The organism is Nonomuraea insulae, from assembly GCF_042656245.1.
This window is the reverse complement of sequence record NZ_JBHSPA010000108.1, coordinates 56,407-73,191: the sequence shown is the minus strand read 5'-3', so window position 1 is coordinate 73,191 and position 16,785 is coordinate 56,407. Positions and strand designations below refer to the sequence as shown.

The following is a 16,785-nucleotide window of genomic DNA, read 5'->3' as shown; positions in this document are numbered from 1 at the left end:
AGGGCGTCATGGTCTAGCTCATGAAACATCGGGGCATGGTGATCATCCTCGTCCTGGGGCTGGCGGCGGCGGGGTTCATGTCGGTTCAGCTGGTGCGGGCGGCCGACGAAGGGCCTGATCTGGGCGGGCCGGTGGTGGTCTCGCGATCGCCGGCGGCCTCGACCTCGTCGATGGGGCGGAGCGCGGAGCCGTCGCCCAGAGCCGGCTCGACCGGTAAGAGCGCGGAGCCGGGTGAGGGCGAGCGCCCCGCGCCGCGCAAGACGAAGGCCGAGCCGGTCAAGCCGCCTTCCCCGAGACCGGGGGGCGGCGACGATGACGACGATGGTGGTGGCGACGATGACGACGACGATGACTGATGGGGTGGCCGCATGCGGATGAGCGCCCGTGCCCGGATCGTGGGCTGGATGCTCGCCGTCGTCGGCCTCGCCCTGTCAGTGGCGATCTTCGCGACCTGGACCATCCTGCTCGCTCGGCTCGACGATCGCATGAAGGCCGAGCTGGGCAACGAGGTCGACAAGCTCCGCCTCTACGCCGACACCACGCGCGACCCGCGTACCGGAGGGCCGGTTACCGACGTCGCGGCGCTGATGACCGGATACCTGCAGCTCAACGCGCCCGACAGATGGGAGACCTTCTTCAGCATCGTCGACGGGAAGGCCCACAAGGTCACGTTCATCCCGCCGCCCGTCCCCATCGACACCGACAAGGCGCTGGTCGCCCGGATGGCCACGGCGACCCGGGTGGATCGCCGGGAGATGGAGACCGCCAGCGGAACGGTCCAGTACGCGGTGATACCGGTGTCGGTGTCCGGCGATCGACGCCAGGGCCACTTCGTCGTGGCGATCTTCTACGACCTGCACCGCGCGGAGATCGTGGAAGCGGTGCGCGTGCTCGGGTTGTCAGCGCTGGCGGCGATGGCGCTGGCGGGGACGGTCGGATGGTTCGTGGCGGGGCAGGTGCTGGCGCCGGTCCGGCTCGTCAGGCAGACCGCCGAGCAGATCAGCGACTCCACCGATCTGACGCGCCGGCTCGAGGCGCCGGGCGACGACGACGTGGCGGCGCTGGCGGCCACGTTCAACCACATGCTCGACCGGCTGGAGCAGGCCTTCGTCATACAGCAGCACTTCATGGACGACGCCGGTCACGAGCTCCGCACGCCGATCACCGTCATCCGCGGTCACCTGGAGCTCATGGGCGACGACCCGGACGACCGGGCCGAGACCCTCGCACTGGTCACCGACGAGCTCGACCGGATGAACCGCATCGTCGACGACCTGCTCACCCTCGCCAAGGCCGAGCAGCCGGGGTTCCTGGCGCTCGACAACGTCGAGCTCGCCGACCTCACGGTCAGCGTGGTCGCCAAGGCCCGCGCGCTCGGCGAGCGCCGGTGGCGGGTCGACGAGGTGGCCGAGGCGCGCCTGCCGGCCGACCGGCATCGGCTCACGCAGGCGCTCATGCAACTCGTGGCCAACGCCGTGCGCCACACCACCGACGACGACCTGATCGCCGTCGGCTCCGCCGTCCGCGACGGCCACGTCGATCTGTGGGTACGCGACAGCGGCCCCGGCGTCGCACCCGCCGAGCGTGAGCGGATCTTCGGCCGGTTCGTACGCGGCGCCGGCCGCACCGGAACCCACGACGGGGCCGGTCTCGGCCTGGCCATCGTCAGATCCATCGCCCAAGCCCATGGAGGCAATGTGAAAGTGACGGAGGCCTCGGGCGGCGGGGCCTGTTTTGTCATGTCGCTTCCGCTGTGGGAGCTGTGGAGGCTGCATTGAACCGGATTCTGATCGCCGAGGACGAAGCCAGGATCGCTTCCTTCGTGGAGAAGGGGCTGCGGGCCAACGGCTTCGTGACCGCCGTGGTGGGCGATGGGATGGCGGCCTACGACCTGGCCAGCGCGGGCGGGTTCGACCTGCTCATCCTGGACATCGGGCTGCCGCTGAGCGACGGGTTCACGGTGTTGCGGCGGTTGCGGGGGTCGATGGTGACCATTCCCGTGATCATCCTGACCGCCCGTGACAGCGTCACCGACACGGTCGCGGGGCTGGAGGGCGGCGCCGACGACTACATCGCCAAGCCGTTCGCCTTCGAGGAGCTCCTGGCCCGCGTGCGGTTGCGGCTGCGGGCCGACCGCACACCCGAGGTGACCGTGCTGCGGGTGTGCGATCTGTCGCTCGACCTGCGAACCAGGCGGGTCTATGTCGGTGACCGGGCCGTGGACCTGTCCACCAGGGAGTTCGCGCTCGCCGAGATCTTCTGCCGGCACCCCGACCAGGTGCTGACGCGGGAGCAGTTGCTCAGCCACGTGTGGGGGTTCGACTTCGACCCCGGCTCCAACGTGGTGGATGTCTATGTGCGCTACCTGCGCCGCAAGATCGGAGCCGACCGGATCGAGACGGTCCGGGGCACCGGCTACCGCATGAGAATCGCCTAATCGTCACCTCACCGCCGCCTCACCCCGCCCCCTCAAGCTATTACCAAGGGCACTACAGAAGGAGCGGCCGTGATATCCGGACTGGTGATGGACCTCGTGGCGATCATCGTGCTCGCCTACGGGCTCTACTATCGGCGACATCATCGCCGTGACCTGCTGTTCGCCTACATCGCGCTCAACGTGGGCATCTTCGCGGTCGTGTCCCTGCTGCTGGTGCAGCGGATCGACATCGCCATCGGCTTCGGCCTCTTCGGCGTGCTCTCCATCATCCGCCTGCGCTCCAGCGAGATCACCCAGCAGGAGATCGCCTACTACTTCATCGCGATCGTCCTGGGCCTGGTCAACGGCATCGCCGCCGCCTGGCCCATGACAGCCCTCTTACTGAACGGGATGCTCCTCGTGGTGATGTACATCGCCGACCATCCCGGCCTCCTCGGCCGCACGCGCCACCAGGTCGTGACGCTGGACGTCGTACACGCCGACCCGGACATGCTGCGCGTGGACCTGGAAAGCCGCCTGCGAGCCCGAGTCCTGCACTGCGTGGTCACCCACGTCGACTACGTACGAGACGTAACCGTCGTAGACGTCCGCTACGTGGCGCCGAACGCACGGATCGGGGTGCGGTGATGCGCGATGGTCGTGATGCAGAGGTTGGGGATCGGCTTCGGAGGGTGGCGATGACCGAGCCGTATGCGGATGCGTTGCTTGCCGGGGTGGCCGCAGGGGCGTCGGCGATCGGGCTGGAGGACGTGCCGGAGCTGATGAGCCGGGTGGACTGCAAATACATCGTGACGTCCTCGACCATGGCAAGACTCGCCGCCGAGTTGGGGGACCGGTTCTGCGTGTTGCAGATCGAAGGGCGGCGGCAGTTCCGCTACACCTCCACATACTTCGACACTCCTGGCCTGCTCACCTACCACCAGCACCGCCAGGATCGGCGGCGCAGGTTCAAGGTCCGCACCCGTACCTATCTCGACGGGGGCGGCCAGTGGCTGGAGCTCAAGCTCAACGGCGCCCGGGGCAGCACGGACAAGCACCGCATGCCCTATGACGGCGTGCGGAGCCAGACGCTCACGCGGGAGGCCCTGGACTTCGTACGCGACACGTTGCTCCGCGAGCTGCGCCTGATCGCGCCGGAGACATTGGAACCGGTGCTGGCCACCGACTACAAACGGGTGACGCTCATCGACCGATCCGGCGCGGCCCGCCTCACCTGCGACACCGGCCTGCTGTGCCGTGACGGCGAACGACGTGCGCCGGCTCGCGGGGATCTGGTCCTGCTGGAGTCGAAGTCGGTGGACGGGAAGGCGATGGTCGACAAGGTGCTGCGCGGGATCGGCGTTCGCCCGGTGAACGTGAGCAAATACTGCCTCGCGGTCGCCGCACTCCGGGACCAGCCCGCCAACCGCTGGCACCCCGTACTGCAACGCTATCTCGCTCACCGCCCGAGCCCCCGGCGACCAGTCCGCGCCCATGGCCGAAGCGAATGGCAGCCCCAGGTGGGTGGGTTGGTCTGACCGCCACAGGGACCACAGGCTTTACCCTCTGTAGTCGTTGAGGGCTGGCATAGTGATCGGCCATGGACGTCGACAGGCGGCAGCTGATTGATGCAGCGGACCTGGAGCAGATCACCGACGAGGTTCGGGTGGCGGTGGCCGTCGGGCGTCGCGACTTCGAGCAGATCGTCAGAGGCGTGATCGAGACCTGGAACGACGAGATCGAGGATCCGGAAGTCCTTGAGGAGACCGTCAGGGAGGTCGCCGTACAGGAGTTCGCCCGACATCTCGCTGCGCAGGCCGACTGGCCTCCGATCACCGACTGCGATCGGTTGAGCCTGACCATGGCGGACCTGGCCATGGCGGGGATCTTGCCTCGGGAGCACTACACCTGCTGCTTGTCGTGTGGGCTTGGGGAGATGGGGCGGGAACTCAAGGGGCTGTCCTGGGCCCGGGGTTACGTCTTCTACCACGAGCAGGATGCTGAGCTGGCGGTTGACGGTGGTGGTGTCTATCTCGCCTTTGGGCCTAATGATCTTGAGGGCGTTGAGGGCGTTGAGGGCGTTCGTGGTGGGTGGGGTGGTCGGGATGGTGAGCGTGATGAAGGGATCGGGATCGAGATTGTTGGGGTGCTGAGGCGGCGTGGGCTGGATGTTGAGTGGATGGGGGATACGCGGCAGCGCATCCGGGTGAGGGTGAACTGGCAGCGGCGGCGCTTCGGATGGTTGGCGGAGTATCCGAAGGACGAGCATCCAGAGGCCGGCGGGCTCGGTGAGGTCGAGGTCGGTGGCGTTGGTGAGGTCCGTGATATCGGTGACGTCAGTGGGGTCGGTGACATCCGTGAGCTTGAGGCCGGTGAGGCCTCCTGAGGCCAGTGAGGCTTGCAGGGATCAGCCGATGGTCATGTCAGCGCAGGGGTGTCGGGACTTGTTGCTGGACGTCACCTCGCCCCGCGTGCGAGGTACTCGGCGGTCTCCAGTCGGTCCATTACCGCGCCCGGTGCGGGCGGAGGGGTCGCGCTTCGGCGGCGTACCAGGGATTTGGCTGATGGGCGATGAGGGGTGGGGGTTTGTGTCGACTCGCCTGCTGCGACCTGGGGGAACTCGACACGGGGACTTCGTGGTGATAGGCAGGGACTTGACCAGCGACTTTGAGTAGTGGTTGCCGGCGGATGGTTCATTGGCCCGGGGTGAAATGCCTGGGAGTTATTCGGCGGAACGTACTGCCTGCGGCTAAAAGGGATATTCCTCATGCTTGAGCGCATTCATGAGATATCAGGTGTCTTGCTGGATGCGGATGAGTATCTTGATGACTTCTGGCCGAACTTTCGGAAGATTGATGATGTGTTCTGGAAGCTTGAGCGGATCCAGAGTTTTCGGCAGGCGGGTGAGCCTAGCTGGGTCGCGATGATGGAGGGCGATTGGGATCGTTCGCTCAAGCTGATCGACGACGGGCGTGGTGCGGTGGGGGAGGGCGCATCTTCTGCTGAGAGGTTCGTACGTCGGCGAATTCGGATCGTTGAGCAGCCGGTCACGCCCTACCTGCAGTGGGAGATGCATGTTCTGGCGTTGAGGGTTGCGACCGCCGAGCAGGTGCGGGTGCTTGATGCCGGTGAGGTGGCCGAGATCGAGGTGGGGCGGCGGTTGCCGGAGTTGGTCGTTCTCGGGACTGTGGTGATGTACGAGGTGACGTACGACGACTCGGGGACGCATAGTGGGGCGCGGCGGATCGATGATCGGGAAGTGATCGCCGCCTGTCGGGGAGAGCTCGACAAGATGTTCGCCGCAGGTGAGGACTTTCGGGGGTATTACGAGCGGGAGATCGTGCCGCTCCCCGCTCCTCGAGTCACCGTTTGAGGTGATCGGGGTGGTGCCCATCTGTCGAGTCTTCTCGGAGGCGGTGGGTCACTGAGCGGCGGTTGGGTGTGGACGGGCCGTGGTCGGTTGGGTGCCCGGACCATGATCCCGTTGTGCGGCTGTCTGTCAGGGACGAGCCGAGAAACCCCACTGCTCTGTGGGCGTCGGCGTCGCAGATGAGCGGATGTGCGCCTGGGGTGCTCCGGTGGCAGCCGGTTCTTGGTGGTCGGCTGTTCTGCCGGGCTAGTTGAGGTGATCAGGGCGGCGGTCGTCTGGGGTTGAGGGGCGCCGTTGTCCGCGCTGCGCTTCATGCGGGACCCCGCAGGACCTCAAGGGGCGCGGTCGTCTGCGCTGCGCTTTAGGACCCCGAGGGGCGCGGTCGTCTGCGCTGCGCTTCAGGACCCCGAGGGGCGGGCGGCCGCCGCGCGGGGCGGTGTCCCGCCGAGTGGTGGATCAACGATCTCGCCGTGCGCCGCCTACCTGGGCAAACAGGGCTGAGTCGGGGAGGAACTACACCACTCTGCGGGACGTCACCGTCTGCGGGCTCTTCGCCTGCGGCCGAAGGTGGCCGTCGTCTGCTCTTCGTTTGGGGTGAGGGGCGCTGTTGTCTGCACCTCGTGTGGGGCGGGGGCGAAGTCATGTGGGGTTGCGGGGCGAAGGCGTGTGGGGTGGCTGGTTCGGGGGGTGGTGTTGTCGGGCGATTGGTGGGGGGTGGGTCAGCCGTTTGGCTGGTTGGTTTATCAACCGGATGGGCGTGCGGTTGGGGGATGTGTGAGCTGGTGGGACGTTGCGACGCTGGAGGGTGTCCAAGGAGAGAAGGTCTGTTGTGGGGAAACGTGGTTCGCGTCCTGCTGTTGCGCCGGTGTCTGATGAAGCGTTGGGGCATGAGCGGAGCCTTAGGGCGTTTCGTACTATGAAGGTGCTTGTTGGGGGTTATGTCGGCCTTAGTGTGCTTGCGCTGGTGGTCGCGTACCTGCTTCGGCGTGATCCTTTGCTGGTGAGCGACACGGTCTGGGTGCGGGGTGTGATCGTCGCGGTCAGTTCCCTGGTGATGTTCGCCTTCGTGGTCGGGGTCTCCAGGGGGCGGCGGCGGGCCTACCTGCGGCTGAGGATCGTCTCGGGGGTCATGGTGGTGGCCATCGCGGTTCTTGTGTCGCTGCCGGGGTTCTTGCCGGCGTGGATGAGGGTTGAGCAGGGCGTCTGCGGGGTGCTTCTCGTGGGGGTCATCGCGATCCTGAACGGTGGGTACCTGCGGTCGGTCTTCGCTGGAGGGTAGAACGGTGCTGGTGCGGCCAGGCCCCAGGAACGGGAGGGTGCGGATGGGTGGTGGGAGGGCGCGCTGGTCCTTGGCCATGAATGTCGTGCCGTACGGGCTGCTGGCCTTCCTGGTCGTCGTCACCGTGATCAGTAAGTGGTCGGCAGGGACGTCCCTGGTGGTCGATCTGGTTCTGTGTGCGCTGATCGCGGGGTGGATGTTGTGGTTCGTCACGTTGCATCCTGGCTGGCACGGGCGGACGCCGTTGATGATGGTGTTCTTCGCGGGGCAGATCGCGGTCATGGCGGTGCTGGTGCTCAGGGATCCGTGGTTCGGGTTTTTCACGCCCGCGGGCTATATCTACGCGTTCAGGCTGCTGCAGCCGCCGTGGCGGCGGGCGGGTGTCGCGGCAGTGGCGGTGGTGGCGGGCACGGCTCAGGCCTACGGGGTGGAGAAGGACACGCTTGAGGGTCTGCTCACGTACATCGCCGTCGTGCTGGTGAATGTGGGGCCCATGTGTGCTTTCGAGTGGTTTGCTCGGCGTGCCGGGCGGCAGTTCGATGAGCGTCAGCAGGCGCTGGAGGCGGCACGTGAGGCGAATCGCCGGCTGGAGCTGACGCTGGCGGAGAACGCGGCCCTCCACGAGCAACTGGTGGCGCACGCGAGGGAGGCCGGTGTGCATGATGAGCGGGAGCGGATGGCGCGGGAGATTCACGACACCCTGGCGCAGGGGCTGACCGGCATCATCACCCAACTGCGCGCGGCCGAGCACGCCGGTGACGACGCGGCGGGCCGGAGCAGGCACACCGAGGCGGCGATCAAGTTGGCCGTGGAGAGCCTGTCGGAGGCGCGCAGGTCGGTGCACGCGTTGCGTCCCGAACCGCTGCAGACGGCCCGGCTGAGCGAGGCGCTCGCGGGGGTGGCCGGGCGTTGGTCGGCGCTGCACGAGATACCGGTCGAGGTCGTGACGACCGGTACGGCGCGGCCGATGACGCTGGAGACGGAGGTCGCCCTGCTCAGGACCGCGCAGGAGGCGCTGGCGAACGTGGCCAAGCACGCGGGCGCGACCAGGGTGGGGGTGACCTTGTCGTACCTGGAGCACGAAGTCGCCCTGGACGTCCGGGACGATGGCAGAGGATTCGATCCGGGTCGGCTCGGGGGCGGTGCCGATGGTGCGCGGGTGGATCGCGGTGGGTTCGGGGGCGGTGACGATGGCGTGCGGGTGGATCGCGGTGGGTTCGGGGGCGGTGACGATGGCGTGCGGGTGGATCGCGGTGGGTTCGGGCTGGTCGCCATGCGGCAGCGGATCGAGGGGTTGTCGGGGAGACTGCAGGTGGAGTCGGAGCCGGGTGGCGGCACGGGGGTTTCGGCCTGTGTTCCTGTGGAGGTGCAGGCGGGATGAGTGGGGCGATCAGGCTGGTGATCGTTGATGATCATCCGGTGGTCAGGGATGGTTTGAGCAGCATGTTCGCGCGGGATCCGGAGTTCGAGGTGGTCGGTGAGGCCGCCGATGGGGCTGAGGCGGTCCGGGTTGCCGAAGCGTTGCGGCCGGACGTGGTGCTGATGGATCTGCGGATGCCCGGCATGGATGGAGTCAGCGCGACGAGGGAGTTGGTACGGAGGGGGAGTGGGGTGCGGGTTCTGGTGCTGACCACGTACGACACCGACAGTGACGTGCTGCCCGCGATCGAGGCGGGTGCCACCGGTTACCTGCTCAAGGACGCTCCCCGCGACGAGCTCCTGCGTGGGGTACGAGCGGCGGCGCGTGGGGAGGCGGTGCTGGCACCCACGGTGGCGGCGCGGCTGATGGAACGGGTGCGCGGGTCGGGCGCGGGGCCGCTCTCCCAGCGGGAGCTCGAAGTTCTCCAGCTCGTGGCGGCCGGAGCCACCAACCGGGAGGCGGCGGCCAAGCTGTTCATCACCGAGGCCACGATCAAGTCCCACATGATGAACATCTACGCCAAGCTCGGGGTGAGCGACCGCGCCTCTGCCGTGACCGAGGGGTTCAACCGGGGGCTACTCGTCCCGAGGACGCAGACGGAGCAGCCCCGGTGAGGATGCGGACAGCGCCGGGGGCTGGTCGTCCTGAGGACGCAGACGGAGCAGCCCCGGTGAGGATGCGGACAGCGCCGGGGGCTGGTCGTCCTGAGGACGCAGATGGAGCAGCCCCGGTGAAGGCGCGGACAGCGCCGGGGGCTGGTCGTCCCGAGGACGCAGACGGGGCAGCCTCGGTGAGGATGCGGACAGAGTCGGGGGGTGCTCGTCCTGAGGACGCGGACAGAGTAGGTCTGACGGGTGTCTATGGGTGGGCCGTCAGGACCTCCAGGGTCACGGGTTCGGTGAAGTGGCTGTCGGGGGTGGTTGCCAGGAGCGCGTCGGTGAGGGCCTGCTCGAAGGCGGGCCGGCGGTCGGCCAGCAGGCGGCGGAGCGGTAGCGAGGTCGAGTACAGGTAGCCGATGATCTGGTCCACGGTCCAGGTCCGCTCGTACTCGTGCACCAGCCGCGTGACGTCCCGGAACCGGGATCGGGCCAGCACCGCCTCATGCGGCTCGCGCACGGTTCCTGAACGGGCGGGAAGCGGGCCCAGGAAACGCTTCTGTACGTCTTCCACGACGTGCCGCCAAGGCGTGTATGCCAGCGCCAGGCAACCATCGTTGGCGATCACCAGGCCGCCCTCGTCCTCCACCATTCCGGCCAGCGCTTCCAGGGCCCGCGTACGGTCCATCCAGTGGAACGAGCGGCCCATGGTCACCAGCCGGAACCGCCCGAGATCACCGGGTAGGTCCGCCGAGCCGCCGTGGACCCAGGTGAGGTTGCCGGCCTCGGAGAGTGCCGCGGCCTCGGTGAGCATGTCCGGGTCGGGGTCCATCCCGATCGCCTGCTCGACGTGCCCGGCGAGGGGAATGGTCAACTGGCCGGTTCCGCAGCCCAGGTCCAGCAGCCGGCCGGTGCCGTCCAGGGAGAAACGGTGGATCAGGTCGTCGAAGAACGCCTTCGGGTAGCCGGGACGGAAACGCGCGTAGAACGCGCTCGTCCCGGCGAACAGGCCCTCAGAGGTCATGCCTGGGATTACAGGGGGAGGCCGCCGGTGGCGCTGTTGGTCGAGCCGGTCGCCTGGTAGGCGGCGATGGTGCGCTCCGCGATGCGCATCTGGTGGATCTCGTCGGCGCCGTCGGCGAAGCGGGCCCAGCGGGCGTGCTGGAACATGTTCGCCAGCGGCGTGTCCGTCGAGTAGCCGAGGGCCCCGTGCACCTGGATCGCCCGGTCCACGATGCGGTTGAGGCTGTTGGCCACGAAGTGTTTGGCCATGGACACCTCCGTACGGAAGTCCTCGCCCTTGTCGATCTTGGAGGCCGCGTGCAGGACCATCAGCTTGCACTGGTAGAGCTCCATGGCCGAGTCGGCGATCAGCCACTGGATGCCCTGCTTCTCGGCCAGCAGGGAGCCGTGGCTGTAGCGGTTGAGCGCCCGGTCGACCATCATGTCCAGGGCCGTTTCCGCCTGGGAGATCCAGCGCATGCAGTGGGCCAGGCGGGCCGGGCCCAGGCGGTACTGGCCCAGACGGTGGCCGTTGCCGCGCCCGCCGAGGATGGCGCTGTCGGGCACGCGCAGGTCCTTGATGACGATCTCGCTGTGGCCGGTGGAGCCGTGCATGGTCTCCACCTCGCGCACGTCGTTCCAGCCCGGGTTGGGCAGGTCGATGAGGAAGGCGGTGTTGGCGCCGCGCGAGCCCTCCGGCACGTCCGGCTCGGTCCTGGCGATGAGGATGGCGAAGTTGGCCCGCCGGGCGTTGGAGATGAACCATTTGTGGCCGTTGATGATCCACTCGTCGCCGTCCTGGACCGCCTCGGTGCGGATCAGGGTGGGGTCGGAGCCCGCCACCTCCGGCTCGGTCATGGCGAAGCAGGACATCTGCCGCCCGTCGAGAAGGGGGCGGAGGTAGGTTTCCTTCTGCTCGTCGGTGGCCCAATGGAGGAGGGTGTGCATGTTGCCCTCGTCGGGGGCCTGGCAGTTGAGCACCCACGGGCCGATGCGGGTCTTGGCCGCCTCCGACTGCACCATGGCCAGCTCCACATGACCCAGGCCCATGCCGCCCCACTCCTTCGGCATGTGCGGCAGCCAAAGGCCCTCCTCCTTGGCGAGGGAGCGGAGGTGGAAGATCACGCGGAGGTATTCGTCGCGCTCGCCCTCCTTCAGGTCCTCCATGGCGGGAACGACCGTGCCCTGGATGAAGGTACGGATCCGCTTGCGGATCTCCTCGTGCTCCGGGGCAAGGGTGAAATCGATGGCCATGCTGGTGTTACTCCTTATGAATCCGCTGGGTAGTGGCAGGCCAGCCAGTGGTCCTCGCCGATCTGCCTGATCTGGGGTTCTTCGTCGGCGCAACGTGCCGCCGCCCGAGGGCAGCGGGTACGGAAGCGGCATCCGGTGGGCGGGCTGACCGGGGACGGAGGCTCGCCGCTGATCAGCGTGTCGGCGGGAGGCAGGTCCATGCCGCCGCCGGGGATCGAGGCGATGAGCGCCCTGGTGTACGGGTGCGCCGGACGGCTGATCAGCTCGGCGCCCGGCGCCAGCTCGCACACCTTGCCCAGGTACATGACCATGATCCGGTCGCTGACGTTCTTCACCACGGCCAGGTCATGGGCGATGAAGACGAGCGTGAGCCGGTAACGGGCCTTGAGGTCCTCCAGCAGGCCGAGGATCTGGGCCTGTACGGAGACGTCGAGGGCTGAGACCGGCTCGTCGCAGATCACCACCTCCGGGTCGAGGATCAGGGCCCTGGCGATCGAGATGCGCTGGCACTGCCCGCCGGAGAACTCGTGCGGCCGGCGTACCGCCGCCGTCGCCGGATCGAGCCCGACCGCCTCCAGCACCTCGTCCACCCGGTCGTCCGGGAGGTTCCACACGCGCGGGCCCTCGCCGACGATGTCGCGGACGCGGCGGCGGGGGTTGAGGGAGGAGATGGGGTCCTGGAAGATCATCTGGAGGCGCTGGCGCGTTTTGCGCAGGGCCTCGCCGCGCAGGGCGGTCAGCTCCACGCCGTCGAGCCGGACGGAGCCCGAGCGGGGCGGGGGGAGCTGGACGAGGGCGCGGGCGGCGCTGGACTTGCCGCAGCCTGATTCGCCGACGATGCCCAGCGTCTCACCGCGCGCCAGGTCGAAGCTCACCCCCGACACCGCTCTGACGATACGGCCGCGGCCCGCGGGGAACTCCACGACCAGATCCTCCACCCGCAGCAGCACCTCGTCACGGGGACGGAGGTGAGCACTTCCGCTACCGGCCACTGGTCTCAGCCCCTTCGGTGACGTTCTTCTGAGCAGCCTCGGTGGGATCTCTGGGGAACCAGCAGGCGTACTGGTGGTGGCCGTCCTCGAACAGGGGCGGAGCCTCGTGCGAGCACCGCTCACGCGCGTAGGCGCACCGCGCGCGGAACGCGCACCCCTGCGGGAGGTCCACCAGGTCGGGCGGGCGGCCGGGGATGACGCGCAGGCGGTGGTGGACGGGGTCCGTGAGGCGGGGCGCGGCCTGGAGGAGAGCCTCCGTGTACGGCATCCGCGCCCGCGCGAACACCTCGGCCGCGGGGCCCCGCTCGACCACCTTCCCGGCGTACATGACGATCACTTCGTCGGCCCACCGCGCGACCACGGACAGGTCGTGGCTGATCAGCACCACGGCCATGTCGCGCTCCTCGCGCAGCCGGTGCAGCAACCGCAGCACCTGGTCCTGGATCGTCACGTCGAGCGCCGTGGTGGGCTCGTCGGCGAACAACACGTCGGGGCGGCACGACAGCGCCATCGCGATCGTCACCCGCTGCCGCATCCCGCCGGAGAGCTGGTGCGGGTAGCGGCGCAACGTGCGTACGGGGTCGGGGATGCCGACCGAGGCCAGCAGCCGCACGGCCTCCTGGCGGGCCTGCTTGCGGCTCATGCGCAGGTGCACCCGGAGGGGTTCGGTCACCTGGGTGCCGATGGTGCGGACCGGGTTCAGCGCGGTCATCGGGTCCTGGAACACGGTTCCGAGCTTGAGGCCGAGGACGGAGCGCATCTCGGCGGGGGTGTAGGTGGTCAGATCTTCGCCGGACAGGTACACGTTCCCGCCCCGCACCGAGGTGCCGGGCAGCAGGCCGAGGATCGTGCGGATCAGCATGGACTTGCCCGACCCCGACTCGCCCACGATGGCCAGCGTCTTGCCGCGTTCGAGGGTGAAGGAGACCCCGTCCACGGCCTTGACCAGGCCGCGCGGCGTGACGAAGTGCGTACGCAGGTCCTCTGCCTGCAGGAGGACGTCGCGGATCGGGTGGGTGGCGGCGGGAATGGCGGGGGCGGCGGCCTGGCGGACCGGCTCCAGGCCACTCTCACGCACGTCCGTCATGGACCGCAGCCGGTCGCCCACCAGGTTGAACGACAACACGGTCAGGAACATGACGATCGAGGGGGCCAGCACCACGTGCGGCGCGGTCTCCATGAGGGTGCGGCCCTCGTTGATCAGGCCGCCCCAGGTCGGCGTGGGCGCCTGGACGGACAGGCCCAGGAAGGCCAGGCTGCCCTCGGCGACCACGACCACGGCCATGCCGATGAAGGCGTACGAAGCCGCGGGAACGGCCACGTTCGGCACGATCTCGCGCCACAGGATCCGCCGGTCGCGGGTGCCCAGGACGCGGGCGGCCAGCACGAACTCGCGCTCGGCGAAGGTGAGGGTGGCGCCCCGGATGAGGCGTACCCAGGAGGGCACCCCGAGCACGCCGAGGACGATCAGCACGTTGCGCAGGTTCGCCCCGGCGAAGGCCACCACGGCCAGCGCGAACACCAGCGCGGGGAACGCCTGCGCCACGTCGTTGAACGCCATGATCACTGCGTCCGCGGCCCGCCGCCGGTACCCGGCCAGGATGCCGAGCGGCGCGCCGATGCCCAGGCCGAGCAGGACGGCGCCGACGCCGACGCCGAGGGAGACGCGGGCGCCGTACACGACCCTGCCGAGCACGTCGCGGCCGAGGCCGTCGGTGCCGAACGGGTGCGCCGCGCTGGGCCCCGACTGGGGCGGCCCGGCCAGCGTCTCGTCGTAGCGGCCGATCGGCAGGACGTCGGCCAGGAGCGCGGCGAGCAGAATCAGCCCGATCCAGCCGGCCGCCAGCCAGAATCCGAGCCCGAGTCTCCTACGCACGCCGGATCCTGGGATCGACGGCGGCGTACACGAGGTCCACCACGAAATTGACCACCACATAGCCGACCGAGATCAGCACGACGCCTCCCTGAACCGCCAGGTAGTCGCGGGAAAAGATGGAGTCGACGATGAGCCGCCCGACGCCGGGCAGGCCGAAGAGGGTTTCGATGATCACTGTGCCGCCGATGAGCGCGCCCAGGTTGAGCCCGATGGCCGTGATCAGCGTGATCGCCGAGGGCCGCAGCGCGTGCCGCCACACGATGCGGCGCGGCGACAGCCCGCGAGCGCGCGCCAGCGTGATGTAGTCCTCCTGGAGGGTGGCGATCATGTCGGTACGCAGCAGCCGCGCGTAGACGGCGAGCTGCCCGCACCCCAGCGTGATCGCCGGCAGGATCACGGACGTGAGGTTCCAGCCCAGGTCGAGCGAGATGGGCGTCCAGCCGGTCGCGGGCACCACGTGCCAGGTGACCGCGAACAGCAGGATCAGCACCACGCCGAGCACGAAGACGGGCGTGGACAACAACGCGAAGCTGAGCGCGGTGAGCACCTGGTCGAGGGCGCGACCGGCGCGCCGGGCGGCGGCCACGCCCACCGGGATCGCCAGCCCGAGCGCGATGATCTGCGCGACGACCAGCAGCTCCAGGGTGACCGGCAGCCGCTCGGCCAGCTCCGCGCCGACGGGCATCCTCGTGATGTAGGAGGTGCCGAAGTCGCCGGTGGCAAGCCCGCCGAGCCAGTCGAGGTAACGCACGAGCAGTGGCTGGTCCAGCCCGAGCTCCTGGCGGAGTTGCGCGCGGGCCTCCTCGGTCGCCGACAGGCCCAGGATCTGCGTCAGCGGGTCGCCGGGCAGCAGGTTGAGCAGGACGAAGGAGAGGAAGGTCACCACGACCAGCACCAACAGGAGCCGGACCAGCCGGTGGACGACGATCACCGTTCGCTGACCCAGAGCTGGGCGAACGGGTGGAACGGGATGGGTGAGCCGCTCAGCGGCAGCCCCTTCTCGCCGTCGGGCAGCACGTGCTCCCCGATGCCCCGCACCTTGGTCTTGGCGATGATGGCGCCGGTGCTGAGGTGGTCGATGAACACGTACGGGACCTGGTCGCGCAGCCGCTCCTGCACGGTGGCGTACGCCGCCTTGCGGGCGGCCTCGTCGGGGTTCATCCGCCCGGCGTCGAGGGCCTTGCTCAGCTTGTCGTCCTTGAGCCTGGTCATGTTGAGCGATATGGCGCCGACGGGCTTGGCGTAGCCCTGGTGCATCCAGATGTACTCGCCGTCGGGGTCCTGGGCGGAGAACTGGGTCCACACGGTGGCGGAGAAGTTGCCGGTGATGGCGCGGTTGATCAGGTCGGCCTGGTCGGCCTGCTTGATCGACACCTCGATGCCGGCCTTGCGCCACATGTCCTGGGCCAGCTCCACGCCCTGCATGGTGTTCGGGTCGGGAGTGGAGATCAGCTCGAAGCGGATCGGGCCCTTCTCCGCCTCCACCTCCTTGACCAGGGCCGCGGCCTTGGCCGGGTCGTAGTCGGGGTAGCCGCCGGGGGCGTACCACTTGGAGTCCTTCGACCAGGGGCCGTCGGCCGGCTCGGTGAGCCCGCCGCGCAGGGTCGAGATGACGGTCTTGCGGTCCGTGGCGTAGGCCATGGCCCTGCGCACCCGTACGTCGTCGAGCGGGGCCACGGCGGTGTTGAGCAGGAACATGTACTCGGCGACGGCCATGCCCTGCGCCCGGTGCACGGTGTAGGTGTCCTTCATCGCGCCGAACTTGGTCAGGTCCTCGTCACGGGAGGTCCCCATGGCGTCCACCCCGCCCGCTTCGAGGGTCTGGGCCCTGGTCTGGCTGTCGGGCAGGATCCTGAACTCGATCTCGTCCAGGTAGGGCAGGCCCTGCCGCCAGTAATGCGGGTTACGGGTGACGACCATGCGGTTGTCCGGCACGTACTCCTTGAAGATGAACGGCCCGGTGCCCACCGGCTTGAGGCTGGCCGTCTTGGGGTCGGCGAGCGAGGAGGGCGGGACGATCATGCCGTTCTGCAGGGCCAGGTAGTAGGGGAAGGGCACCCACGGCTGGTTCAGCTTGACCTTGACGGTCATCGGGTCGGCCAGCTCGAACGACTTGATCGGGACGAACACCGCCGCGGTCAGCGGCGAGACCTTCTGCGCCTCCAGGTTGGCCTTGACGATGTCACCGGTCAGGGAGATGCCGTCAGAGAACGAGATGCCCGACCTGACCTTGATCGTCCACTCGTCGTAGGTCTTGTTAGGGGTGATCGACTCGGCCAGGTACGGCTTCCACTCGCCGTCGGCGGCCACGGCCACCAGCGGTTCGATGATCGGAGTCGTCATGCTGTAACTCTGCGCCGCGAACTGGTCGGTGATCGGGTTGAATCCGTTGGCGTCCGCGCTGAGCGCGTAGACCAGCCGTCCACCTTGGGCGGGCCCCGTCGCGGGCGCGCTCGACTGCGGTGCCGCGACCGGCCGCTGACCACTGCAGGCCAGCATGACCAGCGAGGCCAGCAACAATGTGGCCGGCGTTCTCCAGCGTTTCATCACATCTCCTCCCGGCAGATCCCCCCGAGAGCA

The 16,785-nt window shown here is 68.5% G+C and carries 16 protein-coding genes; 10 read left to right on the top strand and 6 right to left on the bottom strand.

Annotation, left to right across the window (positions count from 1 at the left end; all coding sequences use genetic code 11):
• Positions 1-20 precede the first annotated feature (20 nt).
• From ACFPZ3_RS60525 to ACFPZ3_RS60480, 10 genes are all read left to right on the top strand, one after another.
• Positions 21-356, top strand: coding sequence for a hypothetical protein (locus tag ACFPZ3_RS60525; RefSeq protein ID WP_379523514.1), 336 nt, complete (start codon positions 21-23; stop codon positions 354-356).
• An 18-nt stretch (positions 357-374) separates the two neighbouring features.
• Positions 375-1,778 carry a sensor histidine kinase gene (locus ACFPZ3_RS60520; protein WP_379523513.1) on the top strand — a complete coding sequence of 468 codons (1,404 nt, stop codon included), beginning with the start codon at positions 375-377 and terminating at the stop codon, positions 1,776-1,778.
• Positions 1,775-2,437, top strand: a complete 663-nt coding sequence (locus tag ACFPZ3_RS60515) for a response regulator transcription factor (RefSeq protein WP_379523512.1) — start codon at positions 1,775-1,777, stop codon at positions 2,435-2,437. The genes ACFPZ3_RS60520 and ACFPZ3_RS60515 overlap by 4 nt, the downstream gene beginning before the upstream one ends.
• An 87-nt stretch (positions 2,438-2,524) precedes the next feature.
• A complete protein-coding gene (locus tag ACFPZ3_RS60510; protein ID WP_379523566.1) occupies positions 2,525-3,064 on the top strand; it encodes a DUF4956 domain-containing protein in 540 nt (179 codons plus the stop codon).
• A 50-nt stretch (positions 3,065-3,114) separates the two neighbouring features.
• On the top strand, positions 3,115-3,954 hold the full coding sequence (locus ACFPZ3_RS60505; protein WP_379523511.1) for a polyphosphate polymerase domain-containing protein: 840 nt from the start codon (positions 3,115-3,117) through the stop codon (positions 3,952-3,954).
• Positions 3,955-4,016: 62 nt separating this feature from the next.
• Positions 4,017-4,802 (top strand): DUF6891 domain-containing protein, encoded by a 786-nt coding sequence (locus ACFPZ3_RS60500; protein ID WP_379523510.1) that lies wholly within the window; start codon positions 4,017-4,019, stop codon positions 4,800-4,802.
• Between the two features lie 381 nt (positions 4,803-5,183).
• The gene (locus tag ACFPZ3_RS60495) at positions 5,184-5,789 is read left to right on the top strand and encodes a DUF6879 family protein (RefSeq protein WP_379523509.1); all 606 of its coding nucleotides are present in this window, start codon (positions 5,184-5,186) and stop codon (positions 5,787-5,789) included.
• Positions 5,790-6,786: 997 nt separating this feature from the next.
• Positions 6,787-7,065 carry a hypothetical protein gene (locus ACFPZ3_RS60490; RefSeq protein ID WP_379523508.1) on the top strand — a complete coding sequence of 93 codons (279 nt, stop codon included), beginning with the start codon at positions 6,787-6,789 and terminating at the stop codon, positions 7,063-7,065.
• 76 nt (positions 7,066-7,141) lie between these two features.
• Entirely contained in the window at positions 7,142-8,446 is a 1,305-nt protein-coding gene (locus ACFPZ3_RS60485; RefSeq protein WP_379523507.1) for a sensor histidine kinase, read from the top strand.
• The gene (locus ACFPZ3_RS60480; RefSeq protein WP_379523506.1) at positions 8,443-9,099 is read left to right on the top strand and encodes a response regulator transcription factor; all 657 of its coding nucleotides are present in this window, start codon (positions 8,443-8,445) and stop codon (positions 9,097-9,099) included. Before ACFPZ3_RS60485 ends, ACFPZ3_RS60480 begins: the two co-directional genes overlap by 4 nt.
• Before the next feature lie 244 nt (positions 9,100-9,343).
• Here ACFPZ3_RS60480 and ACFPZ3_RS60475 read toward each other — a convergent pair whose 3' ends face one another.
• From ACFPZ3_RS60475 to ACFPZ3_RS60450, 6 genes are read right to left on the bottom strand one after another with little or no spacing between them, the layout of a single operon-like run.
• Positions 9,344-10,105 (bottom strand): class I SAM-dependent methyltransferase, encoded by a 762-nt coding sequence (locus ACFPZ3_RS60475; RefSeq protein WP_379523505.1) that lies wholly within the window; start codon positions 10,103-10,105, stop codon positions 9,344-9,346.
• Positions 10,106-10,113: 8 nt separating this feature from the next.
• The gene (locus ACFPZ3_RS60470) at positions 10,114-11,337 is read right to left on the bottom strand and encodes an acyl-CoA dehydrogenase family protein (protein ID WP_379523504.1); all 1,224 of its coding nucleotides are present in this window, start codon (positions 11,335-11,337) and stop codon (positions 10,114-10,116) included.
• 14 nt (positions 11,338-11,351) lie between these two features.
• Positions 11,352-12,329 (bottom strand): ABC transporter ATP-binding protein, encoded by a 978-nt coding sequence (locus tag ACFPZ3_RS60465; protein WP_379523503.1) that lies wholly within the window; start codon positions 12,327-12,329, stop codon positions 11,352-11,354.
• On the bottom strand, positions 12,319-14,205 hold the full coding sequence (locus ACFPZ3_RS60460) for a dipeptide/oligopeptide/nickel ABC transporter permease/ATP-binding protein (protein ID WP_379523502.1): 1,887 nt from the start codon (positions 14,203-14,205) through the stop codon (positions 12,319-12,321). Before ACFPZ3_RS60460 ends, ACFPZ3_RS60465 begins: the two co-directional genes overlap by 11 nt.
• A complete protein-coding gene (locus tag ACFPZ3_RS60455) occupies positions 14,198-15,136 on the bottom strand; it encodes an ABC transporter permease (protein ID WP_379523501.1) in 939 nt (312 codons plus the stop codon). The genes ACFPZ3_RS60460 and ACFPZ3_RS60455 overlap by 8 nt, the downstream gene beginning before the upstream one ends.
• Entirely contained in the window at positions 15,133-16,752 is a 1,620-nt protein-coding gene (locus tag ACFPZ3_RS60450) for an ABC transporter substrate-binding protein (protein WP_379523500.1), read from the bottom strand. Before ACFPZ3_RS60450 ends, ACFPZ3_RS60455 begins: the two co-directional genes overlap by 4 nt.
• Positions 16,753-16,785: the final 33 nt, after the last annotated feature.